Below are 16,715 nucleotides of genomic sequence, written 5' to 3'. Positions count from 1 at the left end.
TCCTTAGAAATATCCCTGGCGCTTCTTCTGCTCCATCGAGCCCGACTGGTCGTGGTCGATGAGGCGTCCCTGCCGCTCGCTCGAGGTGGTCAGCAGCATCTCCTCGATGATCTCGGTGAGGGTGGTGGCATTCGACTCGATGGCCCCGGTCAGGGGGTAGCAGCCGAGGGTACGAAAACGCACCAGCTCCTCGCGCACCTCATCGTCGGGGCCGATGGGCATGCGCTCATCGTCCACCATGATCTTGATGCCGCCGCGCTCCACCACAGGGCGCTTGGCCGCAAAGTAGAGGGGCACGATGTCGATGTTCTCGAGGTAGATGTATTGCCAGATGTCGAGCTCGGTCCAGTTGGAGAGGGGGAAGACACGGATGCTCTCACCCTTGTTCACCTGGCCGTTGTAGGTGCGCCACAGCTCGGGGCGCTGGTTCTTGGGGTCCCAGCGGTGGTGGGCGTCACGGAACGAATAGACCCGCTCCTTGGCACGGGACTTCTCCTCGTCGCGGCGCGCCCCGCCGAAGGCGGCGTCGAAACCGTAGTGGTTGAGCGCCTGCTTGAGCCCCTCGGTCTTCATGATGTCGGTGTGCTTGGCGCTGCCGTGCACGAAGGGGTTGATGCCCATGGCCAGCCCCTCCGGGTTCTTGTGTACGATGAGATCCAGCCCGTACTTCTTGGCGGTCTCATCGCGAAAGCGGATCATCTCCTTGAACTTCCAGTCGGTGTCGACGTGCAGCAAGGGGAAGGGGATCTTGCCCGGATAGAAGGCCTTGCGGGCCAGGTGCAGCATGACAGAGGAGTCCTTGCCGATGGAGTAGAGCATGACGGGGTTGTCAAACTCGGCAGCCACCTCGCGGATGATGTGGATGCTCTCCGCTTCCAGCTGCTGCAAGTGGGTCAATCTTTCGCGGTCCATGTCGACTCCTCGGTCATTCATCACGTCGTTGCTTACGGGTTCGGGATCAGGCCAGCTTGACCAGCCCGAGGGGGGCCGGCTCGGCGCGCTCGCCAAACCAAGCCAGTTGTTCATGCAATCTCACCACCTGCCCCACCACGATGAGCGAAGGGCTCTCGGCCTTAGCGGCCAGGGTGGCCAGTTGCTCAAGGCGCCCCACCAGGGTGCGCTGGCGCGCCGTGGTGCCGCGCTCGATGATGGAGATCGGCGTCTCGGCGGCGCGGCCGTGGGCAATTAGCTGCTGCTGGATAAGTTCGCTTTTCATCAGCCCCATGTAGATGACCAGGGTCTGGTTGCCAGCGGCCAGCGCCGGCCAGTCGGGCTGACTGCCCTCGGCCTGGCAGTGACCGGTGATGAAGGTGGCGCTCTGGGCAAAATCGCGGTGGGTGAGCGGAATGCCGGCGTAGGCGGTGGCCCCAGCGGCGGCCGTGATACCGGGCACCACGGAGAAGGGAATGCCCGCCTCGGCCAGCACCTGTAACTCCTCGCCGCCACGACCAAACATGAAGGGATCGCCCCCCTTCAAGCGCACCACCCGCTGGCCCGCCTTGGCGTACTCCACCAGCAGGCGGTTGGTCTCCTCCTGCGGCACGCTGTGGGCGCCGGCCTTCTTGCCGACCGACACCAAGGTGGCGTCGCGGCGCACCAGATTGAGGATCTCGGGCGAGACCAGTTGGTCATAGAGCACCACCTCGGCCTGCTGGATCTGTTGCAGCCCCTTGAGGGTCAGCAGACCCGCGTCCCCTGGGCCGGCGCCGACCAGCACCACCTCGCCCGCCGTCTGGCAGGATTGGGTCAGTTCATCATCGAGCCAGGCCTCGGCCTGCTCCCACTCCCCCTTCTCGATGAGACCGCCGAGGGTGTTGGAGGCATAGGCCCGCTCCCAGAAGCGGCGACGGGCCACTAGGGTGGTGAGCGCCCGCTTGGCGCGCTCGCGGATGCGCCCGGAGAGGGTGGCAAGGCCACCGAGGTGGGCCGGCAGCAGGCTCTCGAGCCGCTCGCGCAAGAGGCGCACCAGCACCGGAGCCTTACCGCCACTAGAGACCGCCACCATGATGGGGCTGCGATCGATGATGGAGGGGAAGATGAAGCTGGAGCGGGCCGGATCGTCGACCACGTTGACAAACAGGCCGCGCTGGTTGGCGCTCTGATAGACCAGGGCGTTAACCGCCAGGCTGTCGGTGGCGGCCACCGCCAGCAGTTGGCCGTCGAGGTGCTCGGGGCGAAACGCCTCGGGAATATGGGTAAAGCGCCCGGCGACGTCGGCAAAACCGGCATCGAGCTCGGGGGCTATCAGGGTGAGGCGGCTGCCTGCGGCCAGCAACAGGCGCGCCTTGCGCAGGGCCACATCGCCCCCGCCCACCAGCAGCACCTTGCGACCATCCAATTTGGCAAACATCGGCAGATAATCCATCTTGCACCTCTCCATACCTGATGAGCGCACTCTAGTGGGTTGCGCGAGTGCGATAAAATAATAAAGAACGTTCATTTATATCTTTTGGGAATATGCTTTGCCGCGGAGTGGCAAACAGGGGGAAGCAGCCCCCGCGAACGCGGGGGCTGAAAGGGGCTAGTACGTCGGGGCGGCCAGCCAGACTCGCTCGCCATCGACCTTCACCAGCCAAGGGCGCAGCCCCAGCGCTGGGTTGTCGAGGCAGCGGCCATCGCGCAGCGAGTAGCGCTGCTTGTAGAGGGGGGACGCCACCATGGGTTCCCCCTGGCAGTCCCCCACCAACCCCAGCGCCATCACCGCCACGCCCGAGACCGGGTCCACCCCGTCGAGGGCATAGACGGCGCCGCCGCAGCGAAACAGGGCCACCACCTCACCGCCGTGCAGCAGGCTGCGCCCCAGCCCCTCTTCCAGCGCCGCCAGCTCGCACACCGGCAGCCATTGCATCGCTTGTGTCGTCATACCACCTCCTTGATGTCGATCGCCGGCACCCACTGGCCGCGCTCGGCGCGCCGTGGCGGGGTGGGCTCCTCGGGGGCATTGAGGTGCGCCTCAAACAGGCGCAGCTTGTCCGGGTCGGCCAGGGTCGCCTTCCACTCACACTCCCAGCTACCCACCACCGAAGCCATGGCGGCCTCCAGCTCGGCGCCGATGCCGAGCCGATCGTCGATGATGACCCCCTTTAGGTAGTCGAGCCCCCCTTCCATCCCCTCGAGCCAGACCGAGGTGCGTTGCAGGCGATCGCCGGTGCGCACATAGAACATCAGCAGCCGGTCGATGTAGCGGATCAGGGTCTGATCATCGAGATCGGTGGCAAACAGATCGGCGTGGCGCGGGCGCATGCCGCCGTTGCCGCAGACATAGAGGTTCCAGCCACGCTCGGTGGCGATGACGCCGATGTCCTTGCTCTGGGCCTCGGCGCACTCGCGGGTGCAGCCGGAGACGGCGAACTTGAGTTTGTGCGGGGCGCGTAGCCCCTTGTAGCGGTGCTCCAACTGCTGGGTCATGGCCAGCGAGTCCTGCACCCCGTAGCGGCACCAGGTGGAGCCGACACAAGACTTCACCGTGCGCACCGACTTGCCGTAGGCCTGGCCGGTCTCAAACCCCGCCGCCACCAGCTCACCCCAGATGGCCGGCAGCTGATCCCGGCGTGCCCCCAACATGTCGATGCGCTGGCCACCGGTGATCTTGGTAAACAGGCCGTAGCGCTCGGCAATCTCGCCGAGGATGATGAGGCCGCGCGGGGTGATCTCGCCGCCGGCGATGCGCGGCACCACCGAATAGGTGCCGTCTCGCTGCACGTTGGCAAGGAAGCGGTCATTGGTGTCTTGCAGCGCCCGGTGCGGCTTGGCCAGCACGTGCTCGTTCCAGAGCGAGGCGAGGATGGAGGCGATCGCCGGCTTGCACACCTCGCAGCCAAGCCCCTGGCCGTGGCGCGCCAGCAGGCTGTCAAAATCGCGGATCTGCTCGACCCGGATCAGGTGGCACAGCTCCTGCCGGCTGAAGGCGAAGTGCTCGCACAGGTGGTGGTTGGTCTCAAGCCCAAGCTCGCTCAGGGTCTGATCCAGCACCTGCTTGAGCAGGTTGCTGCAACCGCCGCAGCCAGTGCCGGCGCGGGTCACCCCCTTGATCTGGCCCAGCTCGTGATGCCCCTCGCGCACCGCCGCCACCACGGCGGCCTTGCTCACGTTGTGGCACGAGCAGAGGGTCGCACTATCCGGCAGACAGAGCGGGGCGGCGGCCGCCTCCCCTTCCCTGGTGAGCAGGGCCAACACCGGGGTGGGCAGCGCCATCCCCTGCTGGTAGTAGGCGAGCAGCCGATCGTAGTCGCTGCCGTCCCCCACCAAGATGGCGCCGAGCAGCCGCTCACCGCGCTCGTCCACCACCAGCTTCTTGTAGACGCCGCCGCTGCGATCGAGCAGCAGCAGGGTCTGGGCCCCCGGCGTGGCCCCGTGACCATCGCCGATGGCCCCCACGTCCACCCCCATCAGCTTGAGCTTGGTCGACATGTCGGCCCCGCCAAAGCGGCTCTCGCCGCCACACAAGGTGGCCACTGCGGCGCGCGCCATCTGGTAGCCGGGGGCCACCAGGCCGAAGATGCGCCCCTGCCACAGGGCGCACTCGCCGATGGCGAGGATGGCGGGATCGGAGCTCTGGCACTGCTCGTCGATGACGATGCCGCCGCGCTCCCCCACCGCCAGCCCGGCGCCGCGTGCCAGGGCATCGGCGGGGCGGATCCCGGCCGAGAAGAGCAGCACGTCGCACTCGAGGTGGCTGCCGTCGGCAAACTCCAGCCGATGGCGCGCCTGCTCGCCGTCGACGATGCGCTCAGTGGCCTTGCCCAGATGCACCGCCACCCCCAGCTCGCCAATCTTGCTGGCCAGCAGCTCGCCGCCCAGCTCGTCGAGCTGCACCGGCATCAGGCGCGGAGCAAACTCCACCACGTGGGTCTTGAGCCCGAGCAGGCGCAGGGCGTTGGCTGCCTCCAGTCCAAGCAAGCCGCCCCCAATCACCACGCCGCTGCGGGCATGGGCGCACGCCTCGCGGATGGCGGCCAGATCGCCGAGGGTGCGATAGACAAAGCAGTGGCTGCGCTCGCGCCCCGGCACCGGCGGCACGAAGGGCACCGAGCCGGTGGCCAGCACCAGCCGGTCATAGTCGATGGCCTCGCCGTTGCCGAGGATCACCTGCTGCTGCCCCCGGTCGATGGCCTCCACTGCGGCGCCGAGGCGCAAGTCGATGTCGTGGCCGGCGTACCAAGCCGGATCGGCCAGCCGCAACGCCTCGGGGGCGCGCCCGCCAAACACCTCGGAGAGGTGCACCCTGTCATAGGCCGGATCGGCCTCGGCGCCGAGCACGGTCAGCTCGAACTGCGCCAACGCGCCAGCGGCCACCAGTTGCTCCACGAAGTGGTGGCCGACCATGCCGTTGCCCACCACCACCAGTCGCTGTTTGTTCATCCCTGTTCTCCTCGCTTGCTCAGGCCCGCAACTTGCCGGTCTGCGTCTTGTTCTCTTCCCCCTTGAGCGGGGTCACCTTGCGCTGTTTCTCGTACAAAAAGCGCAGCACCTGCTGGCGCAGCCTGTGGTAATGGTGATCGTCGGCCAGCGCCACCCGATCCCGTGGCCGCGCCAGCGGCACCGCCAGCACCTCGCCGATGGTGGCGCTCGGGCCGTTGCTGAGCATGACGATGCGATCCGACAGCAGCACCGCCTCGTCCACGTCGTGGGTCACCATGATGACGGTGGTGCCAAGGCGGGCCTGAATCGCCATCAGGGCGTCTTGCAGGTGGGCGCGGGTCAGGGCGTCGAGCGCCCCGAACGGCTCATCCATCAGCAGCACCTTGGGGCTGAGCGAGAGGGCCCGCGCTATGCCGACCCGTTGCTTCATCCCCCCTGAGATCTCGTGGGGCATCTTGTGGGCCGCGTGATCCATCTGCACTAGGGTGAGAAACTCCATCACCCGCTCGCTGACCCTGGCGCGGCCGGACTCCACCTGGCGCACCGCCAGCGCCACGTTCTCGAACACCGAGAGCCAGGGCAGCAGGGCGTGATGCTGGAACACCATGGCCCGCTCCGGGCCGGGGCCGCGCACCTCGCGCCCCTCCAGAATGACGCCGCCACGGGTCGGATCGCACAGCCCCGCCACCAGGTTGAGCAAGGTGCTCTTGCCACAGCCGGAGTGGCCGATGAGGGAGATAAACTCGCCGCGCTCGATGCGCAGGTTGACCTGGGTCAGCGCCTCGAAGTAGCCGCGCTCAGTGGCAAAGCCCACCCCCAGATCGCTCATCTGCAAAAATGTGTTCATCCATCGCCTCCTGATTCAGCGCAGCGCCGCACGCTTGTCCCACGACCAGCGCTGCTGCAACGCCAGCATCAGGCGGTCAAGACCACAGCCGATGAGGCCGATGGTCAGCACCGCCACCATGATGCGGGCCAACGAGCTGGCGCCGCCGCTTTGAAACTCGTCCCACACGAACTTGCCGAGCCCTGGGTTCTGGGCCAGCATCTCGGCCGCGATCAGCACCATCCAGGCCACCCCTAGGGAGAGGCGCAGGCCGGTGAAGATCATCGGCAACGCCCCCGGCAGCACGATGCGGCGCACATGGGTCGGCCAGGAGAGGCGCAGCACCCGGCTGACGTTGCCCAGATCTGGATCGATCCCGCTCACCCCCACCGCCGTGTTGATCAAGGTCGGCCAGAGCGAGCACAGGGCCACGGTCGCCGCCGAGATGAGAAACGACTTGGAGAAGGCCGGATCGCCACTGGCGTAGAGGGCACTCACCACCAAGGTGATGAGCGGCAGCCAGGCGAGCGGCGAGATGGGTTTGAGCACCTGTACCAGCGGGTTGACCGCCTGATAGAGGCGCGGGTTCATGCCCAGCAGGATGCCGAGCGGCACCGCGATCAGGGTCGCCAGACCAAAGCCGAGCAGCACGGTACGCAGGCTGGTGAGCACTTGGCTAACGAAGGTGGGGCGCCCTGTGTAGGGCACCAGACGCACCGTGGCAGCCGGATCGGCGGCCAGCCGCTCGGCGTTGCGCTTGGCCTGGCGCGCCATGAAGGCCTGCTCGCGCTCGCGCTCGGCCAAAAACTCCTCGCCAAGCTGGCCGGCCTGGCTCAGGGTGGCGAGCGGGCCGGGCAGGGCGCCGAGCGAGGTGCTGACCTGGCCCGCCCCCCACTGCCACAGCAGCAGGAACAGGGCGCCGCCCAATAGGGGCCAGAGCAGGCCTTTGCAGAAGTTGAGGGTCATGTTGCGCTCCTTGTTCATTGCACCCGCTCATCGCCCTTGAGGCCGATGGGGAACTGGCTGAGGTAGTCATTGGGGCGGCGGCCATCGAAGCGGTGGCCGTCGATGAAGCCCGCATCCGGCGCCCGATAGCCGCTCTCGTTGGCAAAGTCGACAAACTCGTCGGCGTTGAACTTGCCCTCGGCCACCAGCGCCTCGGCGGCCTGACGGTAGACATCGGGGCGGTAGACGGCGCGGGCCACCTCGTCATACCAGGCGTCGCTCTGGCCAGTCGGGATCTGGCCCCAGCGGCGCATCTGGGTCAGCAGCCAGACCGCGTCCGAGTAGTAGGGGTAGCTCGCCTGATGGCGGAAAAAGAGGGTGAAGTCGGGGGCCGGGCGCTCGTCGCCCTTGCCGTAGCGGAAGGTGCCGGTCATGGAGGCGCGCAGCACCTGCTCGTCGGCCCCCACGTAGTCGGGGCGGGCCAGCAGCTTGGCCGCCTCGGCCCGGTTGCGGTTCTCCCCCTCGTCGAGCCAGCGGGCGGCGCGCAGCAGCGCCTTGATCAGCCGTACATGGGTGTTGGGGTAGCGCTCGGCGAACGTCCGGGTCACCCCCAGCACCTTCTCCGGGTTGGAGTGCCAGATCTCGGCATCGGTGATGACCGGCACCCCCAGCCCCTTGGCCAACGCCTGCTGGTTCCACGGCTCGCCGACGCTATAACCCATGATGGTGCCCGCCTCCAGGGTGGCCGGCATCTGCGGCGGCGGCGTGACCGAGAGCAGCACGTCGGCCTGGATCTGGCCCGCGTTGTCGCCGCGCGCCGGGGCGTAGAAGCCCGGATGCAGGCCGCCAGCCGCCAGCCAATAGCGCAGCTCGTAGTTGTGGGGGGAGACCGGAAACACCATGCCCATGTTGAACGGCTTGCCTTGGCTGCGGTACTGCGCCACCACCGGCTTGAGGGCCGCCGCGCTCACCGCGCCTGTCTGGCCGGCCAGCGCCGGCTGCATCTGCTGCCAGACTGCGTTTGCCACCGTGATGGCGTTGCCGTTGCGATCGAGAGAGAGCGCGGTGACCAGCTCGGCCTGAGTGCCGATGCCCACGTGGGCCGCCAGCGGCTGGCCGGCCAGCATCTGGGCGCCATCCAGCTCGCCGCCGATCACCCGATCGAGCAGCACCTTCCAGTTCGCCTGCGGCTCCAGAGTGACGTAGAGCCCCTCATCCTCGAAGAACCCCTTCTCGTAGGCCACCGCCAGCGGCGCCATGTCGGCCAGCTTGATAAAGCCAAGGCGCAGCGCCTCTTTCTCCGGCGGCCCCAACTCGGCGTGAGCCGATGTGCCCAGCAGCAGGGCACAGCACAGTGCCCCCCATATTCTCATGCGCATCACGCGTCCTCCCTGTGTGACGGCGGCGCCACCGCTGACGCCGTTGCCGGCGATGGAGCCAAAAAAAACGCCCCACCGATGCGGGATCGGTGGGGCGACGTTGCCCTGAGCCTGATGCGCTCAGGCGGCGGTTGTGTGAAGGTGCTCCCCGAAGGGCTGGCAGCCTTGTCTTGCTCTATGGCTTATTCACATTGCGTGCCAGCTTGTTCCTGTGGCGTCAGATTTGTGGGCTCACCCTGCTATCTGGCGCGCCACTGTGGGCCCCCTCGCCCATTTTCCGCTGAGGCGCGGGGCCAACTGCGCCAATTCGGGTCACCCCTGCACCAGTTTGGTCAGCGCCCCATCACCAGCAACAGTTGGCGCGCTAGGGTGGCCAGGCTCTTGCCCTGATCCATGGCGGTTCGGCGCAGCAGGCGGTAGGCCGCCTCCTCGTCGAGCCCGTGCTGGCGCATCAACTGCCCCTTGGCCTGCTCCACCAGCCGCCGCTCCTCGAGCTTTTGTTCCAGCGCCTGCTCGCGCTGGGCCCCCTCGGCCAGCATCTGTTGCAGCTGACGCGCTAGGGTCAGCCAGGATTCGATACGCTCCTGCTCGCCACAGCCGTGCGGCACCAGCCAGACCCCGCTGGCTAGCAGCGCCTCCTGCTCGGCGGCCCCGAGTCGGCTACAAAACAGCACCCGCGCCAACGCCGGGCGACCGGTCAGGGCAAGGCGGATGTCGGCGCTGTAGCGGCGGCAGCTCACCAGCAGGCCGTCGGCCGCCTCTTCGCGCAGCAGGGCATGGCGATCGAGGATGCGGGCGCGGTGGCCGTAGTGGCTACAGAGGGCGGCGAGGCGGTTGGCCTGCACCGGATCGTCGGCGTGGACAAGCAGCAGGGAGCGGCTTGCGCCGCTCTGCATTGTGCTAGGAGTCATGGTCTCTTCCGTGAGTGACATTGCTGATGGCTCGTCACGCAACATGGAGACCAACTTATTGAATCTACCCCCTTTTTATCTATCAGGGGGTAGAGGGGGAGAGCCGGATGGCAGCGCCTGACTCACCCCTGCTGGCAAGCCAGCAGGCGCGCCACCTCGGGCAGGCAGGTGCCGCAGTTGCTGCCGCAGCCGAGCAGGGCTTGCAGGCCGGCCACCTCGCCGATCCCCTGCTGTGCGATGGCATCGAGGATCTGCCGCTCGCTCACCCGCAGGCAGGAGCAAACCAGCCGGCTGGCACCGGCCAGCGCCTGATCCAAGGTGGCGATAAGGGCATCGGCCTGTAGCGGGGCGCCGAGCAGGCTGGCCAGGCTGTCGCTACGCACCTTCATGGGATCGGGCGTCACCAGCAGCAGGCTGGCGATCCGTCCCTGGGCCAGCTCGATGGCGAGCCATCCCTTGGCCTGGGGCAGCCGCAGCCAGTTGCCCCCGGCGCTCAGCCGAGCCCAGCAGGCGTCATCGCCTTCGCTCCAGCTCGCCAACCACTGGCACACCCCACCGCCGACGGCCCCCACCAGGGGACGCCGCGCCCACCAGTCGACCGGCACTCCCCACGCCTGCGGCCCGAGCCAGAGCCCCTGCCAGCGCAGGGGGCGCAGGCTCACCCGCACCGCCTCTTGCTTGAAGGCGGGCTGGCCCGAGAGGGGATCGACCCTAGGCGCCAGCAGGCGGTTGACCCCGCTGCCCGCGGCGTAGCTCTCGCTCCAGTGCATCGGCAAGAAGGCCTCCCCCTCGCGCAGCCCCTCGTCACGGGCCGCCAGGGCGTGGGCCTCCCCCTGGGCACTGCGCAGGTGCAGCAGGGCACCTGGCTCGGCCCCCAGCGCCAGCAGGCTGGCCGGCCCCAGCCGCAGGGTGGGCCAGGGCTCGGACTCTTGCAGCCGGGCCACGTGGCCGGTGCGGGTCATGGTGTGCCACTGATCGCGCAGCCGCCCCGAGTTGAGCAGCAGTGGCAACCCCTCACCGGGCGCGACCTGCAACGGCGCCGCGGGCGGCGCCGCCACCACCAGCCGGGCCCGACCATCGGCCGTGGCGAAGCGGCCATCGGCAAACAGCCGATCGCAGCCGTCGGGGTGTGCGGCGTTGACCGGCCAGCGAAGGGGGGTGAGCGCCTCATACTGCTCGCGGCTCAGGTGGGCCAGTGCCGAGATATCGAACTGGCGCGCCCCGTCGTTCTCAAAGCCCGAGAGGGCGGCATGCTCGCAGAAGATCTGCTGCTCGTGCTCATAGGGGAACGCCTCGGCAAAGCCCAGCCGGCGCGCCAGCTGGGTCAGCGCCCACCAGTCGGGACGCGCCTCGCCGGGCGGCGGCAGAAAGGCGCGCTGGCGACTGATGGTGCGCTCCGAGTTGGTGACCGTGCCCCCCTTCTCGCCCCAGGCGGCGGCTGGCAGCAGCAGGTGGGCCAGCCGGGCGGTGTCGGTGTCGGCGGTCACATCGGAGACCACCAGCAGCTCGCAGCGGGCCAGCGCCTCGCGCACCCGCAGCGAGTCGGGCAAGGAGACGGCGGGGTTGGTGCCGAGCACCCAGAGGGCGCGGATCTCCCCCTTGTGCAGCGCCTCAAACAGGGCCACCGCCTTGTGGCCGGGGCCGCTCACCAGCCGTGGCGCCCCCCAGAAGCGAGCGAGGCGATCGCGGCTCTCCTCGTCAAAGCCCATGTGGGCGGCGAGCTGGGTCGCAAGCCCCCCCACCTCGCGCCCCCCCATGGCGTTGGGCTGGCCGGTCATGGAGAAGGGGGCCGCCCCTGGCTTGCCGATGCGCCCGGTCAGCAGGTGGGCGTTGATGATGCAGCCGGCCTGATCCACCCCGCGTTCGGACTGGTTGATCCCCTGACAAAACAGGGTCACGGTGCGCGGGTTGGCGCCAAACAGGCGGTAGAAGCCGAGCAGATCGCAAAGCGGCAGATCGCAGGCGGCGGCCACCGCCTCGGGGTGCCAGCAGGGGCGGTCAAGTTCGGCGGCCAGCCCGTCAAACTCGGCCACGTGGCGCGCCACATAGGCTTTGTCCCACAGCCCCTGCTCGAGCAGGTAGCGGCACAGGCCGTTCCACAGCGCCACATCGCTGCCGGGGCGCAGCGGCAGGTGCAGATCTCCCTGGCTCGCCGTCATGGTCTGGCGCGGGTCGATCACCACCAGCTTCATCCCGGGGCGCCGCTCACGCGCCTGTTGCAGGCGGCGAAACAGCACGGGATGGGTCCAAGCAGTGTTGGCGCCGGTCAGCACCACCAGATCGGCCAGCTCGAGATCCTCGTAGCAGGCGGGCACCAGATCCTCGCCAAAGGCGCGCTGGTGCGCCACCACGGCCGACGACATGCACAGCCGCGAGTTGGTGTCGACGTGGGGCGAGCCGATAAAGCCCTTCATCAATTTGTTGGCGACGTAGTAATCCTCCGTGGTGAGCTGGCCCGAGAGGTAGAGCGCCACGCTCTGTGGCCCCGACTCCCCTATGATGCGCGCCAGCTCGCCGGCCAGCCGATCGAGCGCCCCCTCCCAGGTGAGCCGCTCCCCCTGCCAGCGCGGGTAGAGCAGCCGCTCGGGAAAGGCGAGACTCTCGATCAGGCTGCTGCCCTTGATGCACAACGCCCCCCGGTTGGCCGGATGGGCCTCATCCCCTGCCAGCCGCCACTGGCCGGCCTCCTGCTCCACCCTGACGCCGCAGCCGACGCCGCAATAGGCGCATACACTCCGCATGGCTTGCTCCTCCGAGACCAATAAAAAGGCGCCCGCCCCCTGCGGGGCAGACGCCAGTGTCGATACGCTTCCAATTTGTAGTCTAATGATGGACAGCCATGACACAGCAAGTTGTGCGCCAATTCTGATTTAGGGTGAATAGGTAGGAAAAGGCGGCGATCCTGCACAGTTCTTGGGCCAATTTGGTGCAATTAGCCCTATTTGGTGCAGTCTGATGGCTGGCCCTTTCCCCTTATGGGGTATAAGCTGCTGATAATCCATCAAAAGGAGCAAGATGATGAATGAACCCCTGATCGTGTTGGCCATTTTTGTCGTGATGGTGATCGTCACCCTGAGCGCCGGCATCAAGATAGTGCCGCAAGGCTACAGCTGGACCGTGGAGCGCTTCGGCCGTTATACCCGCACCCTCTCCCCCGGCCTCAACCTGCTGGTGCCCTTCATCGATCGGATAGGCCACAAGATCAGCGTGATGGAGCAGGTGCTCGACATCCCCTCCCAAGAGGTGATCTCCCGCGATAACGCCAACGTCACCATCGACGCCATCAGCTTCGTCCAAGTGGTCGAGGCGCACCGCGCCGCCTATGAGGTGAACGACCTGATGAGTGCCATCCGCAACCTGACCATGACCAACATCCGTACCGTGCTCGGCGCCATGGAGCTCGACGAGATGCTCTCCCAGCGCGACACCATCAACGAGAAGTTGCTGCGCACCATGGATGCCGCCACCGCCCCCTGGGGGGTCAAGGTGACCCGTATCGAGATCCGCGATGTGCAGCCGCCGCACGATCTGGTCGAGGCGATGAACGCCCAGATGAAGGCCGAACGCCAAAAGCGCGCCGAAATCCTGGAAGCCGAGGGGGTGCGCCAATCGAAGATCCTCAAGGCCGAGGGGGAGAAGCAGTCCCAGATCCTCAAGGCCGAGGGTGAGCGTCAGGCCGCCTTCCTCGCCGCCGAAGCGCGCGAACGGGCTGCCGAGGCCGAAGCCCGCGCCACCGAGATGGTCTCCCAAGCCATCGCCAAGGGGGATGTGCAGGCCATCAACTACTTCGTGGCTCAGAAATACACCGAGGCGCTCACCCGCATCGGCGAGAGCGACAACAGCAAGCTGGTGATGATGCCGCTTGAAGCCAGCCAGTTGATCGGCGCCATCGGCGGCATCGGCGAATTGCTGGCCAATGGCATCGGCCGTAATGGGAAAAACACATGAGCGAGTGGCTGACCACCCTCTCCCACTGGCACTGGCTGGGGCTGGGTTGCCTGCTGCTGGTCATTGAGGTGAGCACCAGCGTCGGTCTGCTGCTGTGGACCGGCATCGCCGCCCTCGAGGTGGGGTTGCTGCTGCTGCTCTTCCCCTTTGGCTGGCAAGGGCAGTGGCTATTGTTTGCCCTGCAAGCCACCCTCACCACCTGGCTGTGGTGGCGCTGGCAGCATAGGCGCGATCAGGCGCCGCACGATGCGGCGTCAGGGCTCAACCAAAGGCTGCAAGGGTACATGGGGCGGGAGGTGATCCTGCTCGATGCCGTGGCGCAGGGGCAGAGCCGGGTACGCCTCGACGATACGGTGTGGAGCGTCATCTGCGACGAGCCGCTGCCGGCTGGCAGCACCGTCAAGGTGGTGGGCGCTGACTCCCACCGCCTCAAGGTGATCCCGCTTAGCCCTGAAAGCAGCCCTGATTGATGCAGGCGCGCAGCAGATCCTTCCAGGTCACGATCCCCACCAGCTCGCCGTTGTCGAGCACAGGCAGGCAGGAGACCCCCTTGTCCAGCATCAGGCTGGCGGCCGCTTGCAGCGACATGCGCGGCGAGACCGTGATGGGGTGGCGAGTCATGACCTGGTGGGCCCGTTTGTGCAGGGTCTGAACGTCGCGCAGTTGCTCGGTCTGGGAGCCCAGATAGGGGCTTAACGCCTGAAACAGGTCGGTGTCGGTCAGCACACCGACCAACTCCCCCTCCTCAACCACCAGCAGGTGACGAAACGGCGCCTGGTCAAAGATCTCCTTGATGGTCTCGAGCCGGTCATCCATGGCGATGGTCGCCAATCGGGTGGTCATGATATCCGCAACGTGCATAGGCACACTCCCCGTTTGAGCCTCGATATGAGGGTTATGGCAGGTTTACCGGTGGCAAACCATTGCCTCGCTCCCATATTGTGGGTCAGGTGTGCAAACAGAGGCCATTTCACGTAAGATCGGCCCGTTTTTTTCGCCCTTTTTCAAATCCCCGGTATCTCCATGATCGTTGCCAGTGAAGTCGAACTGATCCGCGGCGGCCGCAAGCTGCTCGATGGCGCCAGCGCCACCATCCACCCCGGCCACAAGGTTGGTCTGGTGGGCAAGAACGGCAGTGGCAAGTCCACCTTCTTTGCCCTGATCCGCGGCGAGCTGACCCTGGACGGCGGCTCATGCACGCTCCCCTCCGGCTGGCAAATTGCCGGCGTGGCCCAGGAGACCCCGGCGCTCGACTGCTCCGCCCTCGATTACGTCATCGACGGCGATAAGGAGTTTCGCGCCCTCGAAGCCCGGCTCAGCACCGCCGAGGCGGCCGACGACGGCATGCTGGTGGCAGAGCTGCACGGCCGGCTCGACACCATAGGTGCTTGGAGCATCCGTGCCCGCGCCGCCGAGCTCTTACACGGCCTTGGGTTTGGTGACGAACAACTCGCCTCGCCGGTGCGCAGCTTCTCCGGTGGCTGGCGCATGCGTCTCAACCTGGCCCAGGCCCTGCTGTGCCGCTCCGATCTGCTGCTGCTCGATGAGCCGACCAACCACCTGGATCTCGATGCCGTCATCTGGCTGGAGAAGTGGCTAAAGAGCTATCAGGGCACCCTGATCCTCATCTCCCACGACCGGGACTTCCTCGATGCCGTGGTGGGGCGCATCATCCACATCGAAAACGGCAAGCTCAACGAATACACCGGCGGCTACTCCGACTTCGAGCTGCAACGCGCCGAGCAACTGGCCCAGCAGCAGTCGATGTTTGAAAAGCAGCAGCGCGAGATGGCCCACATGCAAGCCTATGTGGATCGCTTTCGCTACAAGGCCTCCAAGGCGCGCCAGGCCCAGAGCCGATTGAAAGCCATGGAGCGGATGGAGAAGATCCTGCCCGCCCACGCCGACTCCGAATTCAGCTTCGAGTTTCGCGAGCCCTCGGCCCTGCCGACCCCGCTCATCGCCATGGAGAATTTAAGCGCCGGGTACGGCGACAAGGTGATCCTCGAGAAGATCAAGCTCAACCTTGTGCCGGGCTCGCGCATCGGCCTGCTGGGTCGCAACGGGGCCGGTAAATCGACTTTCATCAAGATGTTGGCCGGCTCCAACCCGCCGCTGTCGGGCAAGCTCGAGGTGAGCGCCGGGGTGAGCATCGGTTATTTTGCCCAGCACCAGCTCGAGACCCTGCGCCCGGATGACACCCCGCTCGCTCACTTGGCGCGCCTGGCCCCGGACAAATCCGAACAGGAGCTGCGTAACTACCTCGGCAGCTTCGGCTTTCACGGCGACAAGGCGCTGGACAAGGTGGCCCCCTTCTCGGGCGGCGAGAAGGCGCGCCTGGTGCTGGCGCTCATCACTTGGCAAAAACCCAACCTGCTGCTGCTCGATGAACCGACCAACCACCTGGATCTGGAGATGCGCCACGCCCTGACCCTGGCGCTGCAAGGGTTCGAGGGGGCCATGGTGGTGGTCTCCCACGACCGGCACCTGCTGCGCACCACCACCGATGACTTCTATCTGGTGCACGCAGGCCGGGTCGAAGCCTTTGACGGCGATCTCGACGACTACCACAAGTGGCTCGGCGAGCAGGAAAAAGAAGCGAACGCCAAGCCGGCCGATGCGCCGCTCTCGGCCAATTCGGCGGTCGCCAGAAAAGATCAGAAGCGCCGCGAGGCGGAGTTTCGGCAAGCGACCCGGCCGCTGCGCCAGAAGCTCGAAAAGCTCGAGGCCAGCATGGAGCAGCTGCAAGGCAAGCTCGGCGAGATTGAAACGCAGCTCGCCGACCCGGCCATTTACGAAGAGAGCGCCAAGGGCCGGCTCTCAGAGCTGCTCAAATCCCAGGGCCCGCTCAAAGAGCAACTGGAGGCCGTGGAGCTGGAATGGATGAGCCTCAGTGAAGAGCTCGAGACCATGGAGCAGGCCTTTGCCGCCGAGTAACTGGCCCACTCCGGCCCCATTTTGGGCGTGGGCGGCCGAGCGCTACGAGCGGGACCCGCAGCGCTGGCTCGCCCTGCAAGCGCAGGGGGGCAACGTCAACCTCGCCCTGCTGCTCGCCTGGTGCGACGAAGTGGGGCGCCGGGCCCCGCCACTGCACACCCTAGAGACGGCTATCGCCCCCCTTGAGGCGCTATTGCAGGAGTTTCGCGCCCTGCGCCGACGCCTCAAGCCGCAACTGGCCGCGTCGGACTACCACGCCCTGCTGCAACACGAGCTGCACCTTGAGCGCGAGCAGCAGGCACGTCTCTTGGCGGCCGCCGCCTTGAGCGAGAGCGGTGACGTCGCGCCAGGGCAGGCACTGGCGCACTATCAACTGCGCCACGCACAGAACAACCCGGGTCATTAAGA

The 16,715-nt window shown here is 66.8% G+C and carries 14 protein-coding genes; 4 read left to right on the top strand and 10 right to left on the bottom strand.

All coding sequences use genetic code 11. The annotated features are described in order from the left end of the window. Positions 1–3: 3 nt before the first annotated feature. The 9 genes from cysD to FE240_RS04520 all read right to left on the bottom strand — a co-directional run bounded on the left by cysD (position 4) and on the right by FE240_RS04520 (position 12,163). Entirely contained in the window at positions 4–912 is a 909-nt protein-coding gene (gene cysD / locus FE240_RS04560) for a sulfate adenylyltransferase subunit CysD (RefSeq protein WP_193003550.1), read from the bottom strand. A 46-nt stretch (positions 913–958) separates the two neighbouring features. Further along, entirely contained in the window at positions 959–2,365 is a 1,407-nt protein-coding gene (cysG, locus tag FE240_RS04555) for a siroheme synthase CysG (RefSeq protein ID WP_193003549.1), read from the bottom strand. 156 nt (positions 2,366–2,521) lie between these two features. Continuing rightward, positions 2,522–2,863 carry a nitrite reductase small subunit NirD gene (gene nirD, locus FE240_RS04550; RefSeq protein WP_193003548.1) on the bottom strand — a complete coding sequence of 114 codons (342 nt, stop codon included), beginning with the start codon at positions 2,861–2,863 and terminating at the stop codon, positions 2,522–2,524. Further along, on the bottom strand, positions 2,860–5,361 hold the full coding sequence (nirB, locus tag FE240_RS04545) for a nitrite reductase large subunit NirB (protein WP_193003547.1): 2,502 nt from the start codon (positions 5,359–5,361) through the stop codon (positions 2,860–2,862). The genes nirD and nirB overlap by 4 nt, the downstream gene beginning before the upstream one ends. 19 nt (positions 5,362–5,380) lie before the next feature. Further along, the gene (locus FE240_RS04540; protein WP_042048283.1) at positions 5,381–6,208 is read right to left on the bottom strand and encodes an ABC transporter ATP-binding protein; all 828 of its coding nucleotides are present in this window, start codon (positions 6,206–6,208) and stop codon (positions 5,381–5,383) included. Positions 6,209–6,223: 15 nt separating this feature from the next. Further along, positions 6,224–7,153 carry an ABC transporter permease gene (locus FE240_RS04535; RefSeq protein ID WP_226798981.1) on the bottom strand — a complete coding sequence of 310 codons (930 nt, stop codon included), beginning with the start codon at positions 7,151–7,153 and terminating at the stop codon, positions 6,224–6,226. A 14-nt stretch (positions 7,154–7,167) separates the two neighbouring features. Beyond that, positions 7,168–8,511, bottom strand: a complete 1,344-nt coding sequence (locus FE240_RS04530) for a CmpA/NrtA family ABC transporter substrate-binding protein (protein ID WP_193003545.1) — start codon at positions 8,509–8,511, stop codon at positions 7,168–7,170. Positions 8,512–8,843: 332 nt separating this feature from the next. Next, a complete protein-coding gene (locus tag FE240_RS04525; protein WP_193003544.1) occupies positions 8,844–9,422 on the bottom strand; it encodes an ANTAR domain-containing response regulator in 579 nt (192 codons plus the stop codon). Positions 9,423–9,544: 122 nt separating this feature from the next. Further along, positions 9,545–12,163 (bottom strand): nitrate reductase, encoded by a 2,619-nt coding sequence (locus FE240_RS04520; RefSeq protein WP_193003543.1) that lies wholly within the window; start codon positions 12,161–12,163, stop codon positions 9,545–9,547. 277 nt (positions 12,164–12,440) lie between these two features. On the opposite strand from FE240_RS04520, the gene FE240_RS04515 reads away from it, so the two are divergent. Next, on the top strand, positions 12,441–13,370 hold the full coding sequence (locus FE240_RS04515; protein ID WP_193004446.1) for an SPFH domain-containing protein: 930 nt from the start codon (positions 12,441–12,443) through the stop codon (positions 13,368–13,370). Then, positions 13,367–13,840, top strand: a complete 474-nt coding sequence (locus FE240_RS04510) for an NfeD family protein (RefSeq protein WP_193003542.1) — start codon at positions 13,367–13,369, stop codon at positions 13,838–13,840. Before FE240_RS04515 ends, FE240_RS04510 begins: the two co-directional genes overlap by 4 nt. Here the strand turns inward: FE240_RS04510 and FE240_RS04505 are convergent. After that, entirely contained in the window at positions 13,815–14,231 is a 417-nt protein-coding gene (locus FE240_RS04505; RefSeq protein WP_193003541.1) for a CBS domain-containing protein, read from the bottom strand. The genes FE240_RS04510 and FE240_RS04505 overlap by 26 nt on opposite strands. A 162-nt stretch (positions 14,232–14,393) precedes the next feature. On the opposite strand from FE240_RS04505, the gene FE240_RS04500 reads away from it, so the two are divergent. Together FE240_RS04500 and FE240_RS04495 are read left to right on the top strand one after the other, a co-directional pair. Then, entirely contained in the window at positions 14,394–16,307 is a 1,914-nt protein-coding gene (locus tag FE240_RS04500; RefSeq protein WP_193003540.1) for an ABC transporter ATP-binding protein, read from the top strand. Beyond that, positions 16,294–16,713: a DUF2390 domain-containing protein gene (locus FE240_RS04495; protein WP_193003539.1), complete on the top strand. Its 420-nt coding sequence runs from the start codon at positions 16,294–16,296 to the stop codon at positions 16,711–16,713. Before FE240_RS04500 ends, FE240_RS04495 begins: the two co-directional genes overlap by 14 nt. Positions 16,714–16,715 lie beyond the last annotated feature (2 nt).

Source organism: Aeromonas simiae, from assembly GCF_014892695.1.
GTDB classification, from domain to species: Bacteria; Pseudomonadota; Gammaproteobacteria; order Enterobacterales; family Aeromonadaceae; genus Aeromonas; species Aeromonas simiae.
Note: the sequence above shows the minus strand (reverse complement) of the source record. Positions and strands in the feature narration are given on the sequence as shown.

Excerpts from the sequence above, each read along its gene's own strand:
- cysD (WP_193003550.1), bottom strand. The coding sequence starts at position 912 with ATGGACCGCGAAAGATTGACCCACTTGCAGCAGCTGGAAGCGGAGAGC.
- cysG (WP_193003549.1), bottom strand. The coding sequence starts at position 2,365 with ATGGATTATCTGCCGATGTTTGCCAAATTGGATGGTCGCAAGGTGCTG.
- nirD (WP_193003548.1), bottom strand. The coding sequence starts at position 2,863 with ATGACGACACAAGCGATGCAATGGCTGCCGGTGTGCGAGCTGGCGGCG.
- nirB (WP_193003547.1), bottom strand. The coding sequence starts at position 5,361 with ATGAACAAACAGCGACTGGTGGTGGTGGGCAACGGCATGGTCGGCCAC.
- FE240_RS04540 (WP_042048283.1), bottom strand. The coding sequence starts at position 6,208 with ATGAACACATTTTTGCAGATGAGCGATCTGGGGGTGGGCTTTGCCACT.
- FE240_RS04535 (WP_226798981.1), bottom strand. The coding sequence starts at position 7,153 with ATGACCCTCAACTTCTGCAAAGGCCTGCTCTGGCCCCTATTGGGCGGC.
- FE240_RS04530 (WP_193003545.1), bottom strand. The coding sequence starts at position 8,511 with ATGCGCATGAGAATATGGGGGGCACTGTGCTGTGCCCTGCTGCTGGGC.
- FE240_RS04525 (WP_193003544.1), bottom strand. The coding sequence starts at position 9,422 with ATGACTCCTAGCACAATGCAGAGCGGCGCAAGCCGCTCCCTGCTGCTT.
- FE240_RS04520 (WP_193003543.1), bottom strand. The coding sequence starts at position 12,163 with ATGCGGAGTGTATGCGCCTATTGCGGCGTCGGCTGCGGCGTCAGGGTG.
- FE240_RS04515 (WP_193004446.1), top strand. The coding sequence starts at position 12,441 with ATGAATGAACCCCTGATCGTGTTGGCCATTTTTGTCGTGATGGTGATC.
- FE240_RS04510 (WP_193003542.1), top strand. The coding sequence starts at position 13,367 with ATGAGCGAGTGGCTGACCACCCTCTCCCACTGGCACTGGCTGGGGCTG.
- FE240_RS04505 (WP_193003541.1), bottom strand. The coding sequence starts at position 14,231 with ATGCACGTTGCGGATATCATGACCACCCGATTGGCGACCATCGCCATG.
- FE240_RS04500 (WP_193003540.1), top strand. The coding sequence starts at position 14,394 with ATGATCGTTGCCAGTGAAGTCGAACTGATCCGCGGCGGCCGCAAGCTG.